The 5,430-nt window shown below is 41.5% G+C and carries 4 protein-coding genes and 1 pseudogene; 4 read left to right on the top strand and 1 reads right to left on the bottom strand.

Translation table 11 applies throughout. The features are described from left to right. The 4 genes and pseudogenes from ACY3FQ_RS08055 to ACY3FQ_RS08040 all read left to right on the top strand — a co-directional run. Positions 1-205: putative zinc-binding metallopeptidase (locus ACY3FQ_RS08055; protein ID WP_489773823.1), on the top strand; the 205-nt coding region annotated here is incomplete at its 5' end. 133 nt (positions 206-338) lie between these two features. Next, positions 339-2,279, top strand: coding sequence for an esterase/lipase family protein (locus tag ACY3FQ_RS08050; RefSeq protein ID WP_279741089.1), 1,941 nt, complete (start codon positions 339-341; stop codon positions 2,277-2,279). 173 nt (positions 2,280-2,452) lie between these two features. Next, positions 2,453-3,215, top strand: a pseudogene (locus ACY3FQ_RS08045) (3-oxoacyl-ACP reductase). A gap of 129 nt (positions 3,216-3,344) precedes the next feature. Continuing rightward, complete coding sequence (locus ACY3FQ_RS08040) at positions 3,345-4,499, top strand: MFS transporter (RefSeq protein WP_489773822.1); 1,155 nt, start codon at positions 3,345-3,347, stop codon at positions 4,497-4,499. A gap of 53 nt (positions 4,500-4,552) precedes the next feature. Here ACY3FQ_RS08040 and ACY3FQ_RS08035 read toward each other — a convergent pair. Continuing rightward, on the bottom strand, positions 4,553-5,430 hold an 878-nt coding region (locus ACY3FQ_RS08035), incomplete at its 5' end, for an amidase (protein ID WP_489773821.1).

Raw genomic sequence — 5,430 nt, 5'->3', positions numbered from 1 at the left:
CTTTTATGAAAATCCAATCGGCGCTCAAAATTTTGATTTACTCCTCAAACAATGGATGACACTGACTTTTAACTTAAATGCGTTAAATCGCAGTATGGGTTTAGAAGATGCTTATCCATTTACGCTCTCAGGACCAGTCCTCGATAAATTACGATTTATACATAAACATGTTTTGGGCAAAGCCTTTGCTCGCCAAATTGCTTGAGCTGAATATAAGCGTTGTTAAGTTATGTCTAGGGACACCAAAGATCGGACCGAATTTGGATGTAACTCGTTAGAAATTATTTTAAAATGAAAGACATCTTTAGCCTATATAGATAACGTCCGTGCTAAAAACTATGCTTTTAACGAGACATCATACTTTCACTCGACCAATCATTTTAGGGCTAACGATTGTTTTCTTGCCGGCCTGCCAGTTGGTCAAAGTCAAAGAAAATAATATCCATCAAGCTATTCGTAGCAAGTCTGAAAATATCTTAATCCACGACCAATTGAGTGCGGAAACCACTAGCTTACTCAAATTACTCAGCCTGACGCCACAGCAATGCACCGCTGAATTTGAAACATGCTTGAAGCGCTTAAACACACAGACGGATATTGCAGCAGATGAGCGCTATGCCGCCTTAAGTGAACTGTATTTGGCTCAAGCTTTCGAGTTTTCAAAACAACGCAACTGTACCCAAGAACAGCCACACAGTAAAAATAATTACTGCTTAGAACAAAGCCTTGAGCCCTTCGACCAGAGTTTACGTTATAGCTATGTGTATTTATTTAAAATGCAAGAAAGCCCAAGTACCCGTGTTTTTGATCAAAGACAAATGCATGTCCGCACTTTTTACAATGTCGCTTTGTCACGTTTAATTACCACGGCGTACCGTACGCAGCCTTTTCATCAAATTCCTGCGCAACTCAACGTCCAACAACGTCAATATATTGTAAATTTAGAACACTATCCTGAACTGAAAAGTAAAACCATTGACCGAGTTCAATCCAGTTATAATTTAAACTTCTCGGGTTTTTATCAAGTCAACCGTCAAGATGGTCTGGGCGCAGAGTTTGTGGTTGTAGCTGAAGCGGATCCTATTCATAAAAATGATTTTATCCTTGACCCGACATCGTTTTATCAAAATAAAACCAATCCCAATATCCATCCTGCACGCTATTTGTCCGTAACCGCAGCGGCACAGCCATTAAACCCTGAAAGCAGCATTGAAGATGTGCTTAATGGCAAAGCCATTTTTGAGATTGAGCTATTTAATCCTTATACGCAAAAGTATGTAGAGATTCATCAACAAAAATATATCCTCACGGCGAATTATTCTGTGCCTTTTGCCTACTGGCTGGCAGAAAATAAACTGGGCTCTACAGGCTACTTAACTTTGCTCGATAAAACGGAGCGATTACGTATGCCACAGCTCTATATGCTTGAACCTTACCAGCCGAATAAAAAAGTGATTGTACTTATTCATGGTCTCGCCAGCAGCCCTGAAACTTGGGTCAATCTGACCAATAACATTTTGGGGGATAAAGTTTTACGAGAAAACTTTCAGGTATGGCAGGTGTTCTATTCAACCAATATGCCGATTGTTGAAAGCCGCTTTCAGATTCATGCACTACTTAAACAAGCCTTTGCACAAGTTCAACCCAACTCTCGCTCGGCCAGTGACGCCGTGCTGATTGGACATAGTATGGGCGGCGTCATAAGTCGCTTACTGATTAGTGAGCACGATATTTCTGAACAAGTGATTCCACTATTAAACTATGAGCAATACACCCGATTACAACAATATCCTGTAATCAAAGAACGTTTTCAATTTCATTCTGATTTACCCATTGGACGTGCAATTTTTATTGCCGCGCCTCACCGTGGCAGTGAACTGTCTGACCGCTGGTACATAGAATTGGTGAAGAAAATGGTCAAGTTACCGATCACTTTCTTTAACCAAGTGGATATACAACTCAATGGTAGCTCTAGTACCAAAGGCATGGTGCAATCTGGCCCTGACGACTTAAGTCCAAAGTCACGCTTTATGGTCTTGACCAGTAACATCATGCCGGTATCCACAGTTCCTTATCATTCTATTATTGGTAATCACCGCAAGACCCATGACACACATGACATGAGCGATGGTATTGTGCCCTATTCAAGTTCACATTTAGAACAAGCAGTCTCTGAAAAAATTATTAAAGGCAATCATTCGGTACATGAGGAAGCAGAAACATTATTAGAGTTGCGCCGTATTTTAAGGCTACACCTTCAGCAAACTCAGGCTCAATGATCAATAGTTCTAAAAATGTTCTAATACTTGGCGATTTTTATCCGAATACTCTAACTCAGCTAAATGAGCATCGAAAACTTGAAAAGTAGCAGTTTTAAGACCTAGCGCATGAAAAGGTTTTGATATACTTGCTTTATCTAAAAAATACATACATTTATCTGTTCGGAAATATCATGCACATTAAAAATCAAGTTGTACTGGTCACAGGTGGCGCACGCGGTTTAGGTCTTGCGATTACACACGCCTTAATCAATGAAGGTGCTCGTGTAGTCGTGAACTATTTGAACAGCCACGTTGCAGCGCAAGCCTTAGTCCAGCAGTATCCAAAGCAGGTTTTTATCTACCAAGCTGATGTTACAGACAGTGCACAAGTCAAAAGTATGTTTGATGCAAGCTTTCAGCATTTTGGACAGCATATCAACGCCGTGATTAATAATGCGCTGATTCAGTTCGAGTTTAATGGTGAGGCCCGCCCGAAAGTTCATGAGCTACGCTGGAAAACTATGCAACAACAATTTGAAGGTGCAGTTAAAGCTACTTTGAATACCACCCAAGTGGCGCTTGAAGGTATGAAACAAAACCAGTTTGGGCGCATTGTAAACATCGGAACCAATCTGGTGCAAAACCCAGTGGTACCTTATCATGACTACACCACAGCGAAGGCAGCACTGTTGGCATTTTACCCGTACCTCAGCGCATGAACTTGGCCAATATGGCATTAATATCAATATGCTCTCTGGCGGTTTACTGCAAACCACTGATGCTAGCAAAAGCACGCCCAATGAAATTTTTGATTACATCGCAAGTGTAACACCACTGCGTCGTGTAGTTACACCTGAAGAATTTGCCTCAGCCATTTTAATGTTCTTATCGCCATATTCTTGTGCTGTGACAGGTCAAAACTTGATTGTAGATGGTGGTTTAGTCAAAGGCTAATCCCTGAACTCTGAATAAGCATGATTAAACCATCCATTTTTAAAATTCTCGAAGCTTCATCGACTTGAAGCTTTATTTAGATTCAAGTCTTCTTCAAAATCTGCCTATCCAACCAAGGAATACAGTACGATGCTTTCTTTCCCCATTCGGCACCGACTGGCTGGTTTTTACTTTTTTTATTATTCCATTGTGGGCACCTTCATGCCGTTTTGGAGCCTGTATCTTGAAGACCAAGGCTTTAACTACAGTGAAATCGGTATCCTTTCCTCAATTGCGATCATTACCCGTTTTTTTGCTCCTTTTATTTGGGGCTGGATTGCAGATAAATCAGGGAAACGGATGCTCTTGGTCAGAGTCGCAACGTGGATGGAAGCTTGTATTTGGTTCATGATTTTTATCATTCCAAACTCCTTTCAGGCGATCGCCCTGTTCATGCTGATCTTTAGCTTCTTCCAAAACGCCATTCTGGCTCAATTTGAAGGCGTTACGCTATTTTGGCTCGCGGAACAGCGCAGTGCTTTGTATGGAAAAGTTCGAAAGTGGGGCTCGGTCGGTTTTATTGTCGGGGTTTTTGGTATCGGAGCCTTATTAGAAATTTTACCCATCTCTATGCTGCCAGTTTTATTGCTGTGTATTTCTTTTTTGGCCTTTATTTGGTCATTTAGCATCAAAGAACCGACCACTGTCCCCAATTCACAAGGGCAGCTCGAGCCATTGTTACCTATTTTAAAAAACCCCGTTGTCGCTGCATTTTTCGGTATCGAGTTTATTCTGCTTTTTTCACATGCACCCTTTTATAGTTTTTATAGCAACTTCTTAAAACAAGCCGGTTACTCAACCACAGAAATTGGTTTTTTGTGGGCTATCGGTGTCATGGCCGAAATTATTATGTTTGCCATTGCTCACGTTTTTTTCAAACGTTTTTCATGGCGACTCATGGTGTCTATTTGTCTGATCCTCACGGCGCTACGCTGGTTTATGGTCGGTTCTTTTCCACAAATCTTCGCGATCCAGTTCTTCGCACAAACCATTCATGCTTTCAGCTTTGGTTTATTTCATCTCATCGCGATGCGTATCATTTTCCAAAACTTTAGTTTAGGACAACAAGGGCGCGGTCAAGCACTGTATAGCACCATGTGGGGACTGGGTGTAGCATCTGGAAGTATTCTTGCAGGACATTATTGGCACAGCCTGTCAGGCGAACTTATTTTTATTTTGGCAGGCTGTGCGGTTCTACTCGGTTTGGGTTTTATTCGCTACTTACCCAAAGAAGTCCAAGCTTAAATGCTCTCTTCTGTCTGCGGGTATAAATTGCAGCAGTTTCATTAATCAGCTTTCTAAACTTTGATTTCACTGTATTTATGAAACCATGGCTGGGCCTGTTCAAGCTGACTAGCCAGCTGTAAGAGCCGATCTTCACGGGCAAAAGGCGCAATGAACTGTGAACCAAGCGGAAGATTATCAGCATTCCAATACAAAGGTACAGACATCGCGGGTAAACCTGTGATGTTGGCTAACTGAGTGAAAGGCACCCAACGCAAATTATCTTTCACAATTTTATCGACCAGTTTTCCTTGTGCCAACAGATGTGCTTTGCCGACTTTTAATAAACTTTTTAAAATTGGTTTTTGCCATGATGGGGTAGAAATTTGCCCATTTTTGGGTGCGACTGAGGCTGTAGCAGGAGTCAGATAAAGATCATAATGATCAAAGAATTGGTTCATTTTGGTGACATATACTCCCCAATTATTCAGATTATGAATATATTCTAACGCAGTCGTTTTGGCACCAAAGGCAGCCAAAGCTAAAGAATCCAGCTCAAAATCTCCTGCTGTGGTCGGAACGTGTTGCTTGATCTGCTCTAACATATAAGAAAATTGACTAAACCACGTCGTGATAAAGTCTCTGGCCAAAGACATACCATCTATCTCAGGTTGTGCTTCGACCACTGTATGCCCTAAAGACTCCAACAAACGTGCGGTATGGTGTACAGCATCAATTGCATCTTTAGACACTGTGGTTCCGATAGGCGACTGAGTACTAAATGCAATTTTAAGTTTTTTTACAGGCTGCTGTAGACAGGCCAAATAGCTTTGGCTGGGTAGTTCAATTTTAAACAATGAGCTATGCTCTGCACCCTGCGTTGCATCTAACATCGCTGCACTGTCTCTTACACTTTTACTCAATACATGCTGTATCGCAGCCCCATGCATTG

The sequence above is a fragment of the Acinetobacter sp. AB03 genome (genome assembly GCF_058107045.1).
Note: the sequence above shows the minus strand (reverse complement) of the source record. Positions and strands in the feature narration are given on the sequence as shown.

Bases quoted from the DNA above. Each gene is read 5' to 3' on its own strand.
- ACY3FQ_RS08050 (WP_279741089.1), top strand. From the start codon at position 339: ATGCTTTTAACGAGACATCATACTTTCACTCGACCAATCATTTTAGGG.
- ACY3FQ_RS08040 (WP_489773822.1), top strand. From the start codon at position 3,345: ATGCTTTCTTTCCCCATTCGGCACCGACTGGCTGGTTTTTACTTTTTT.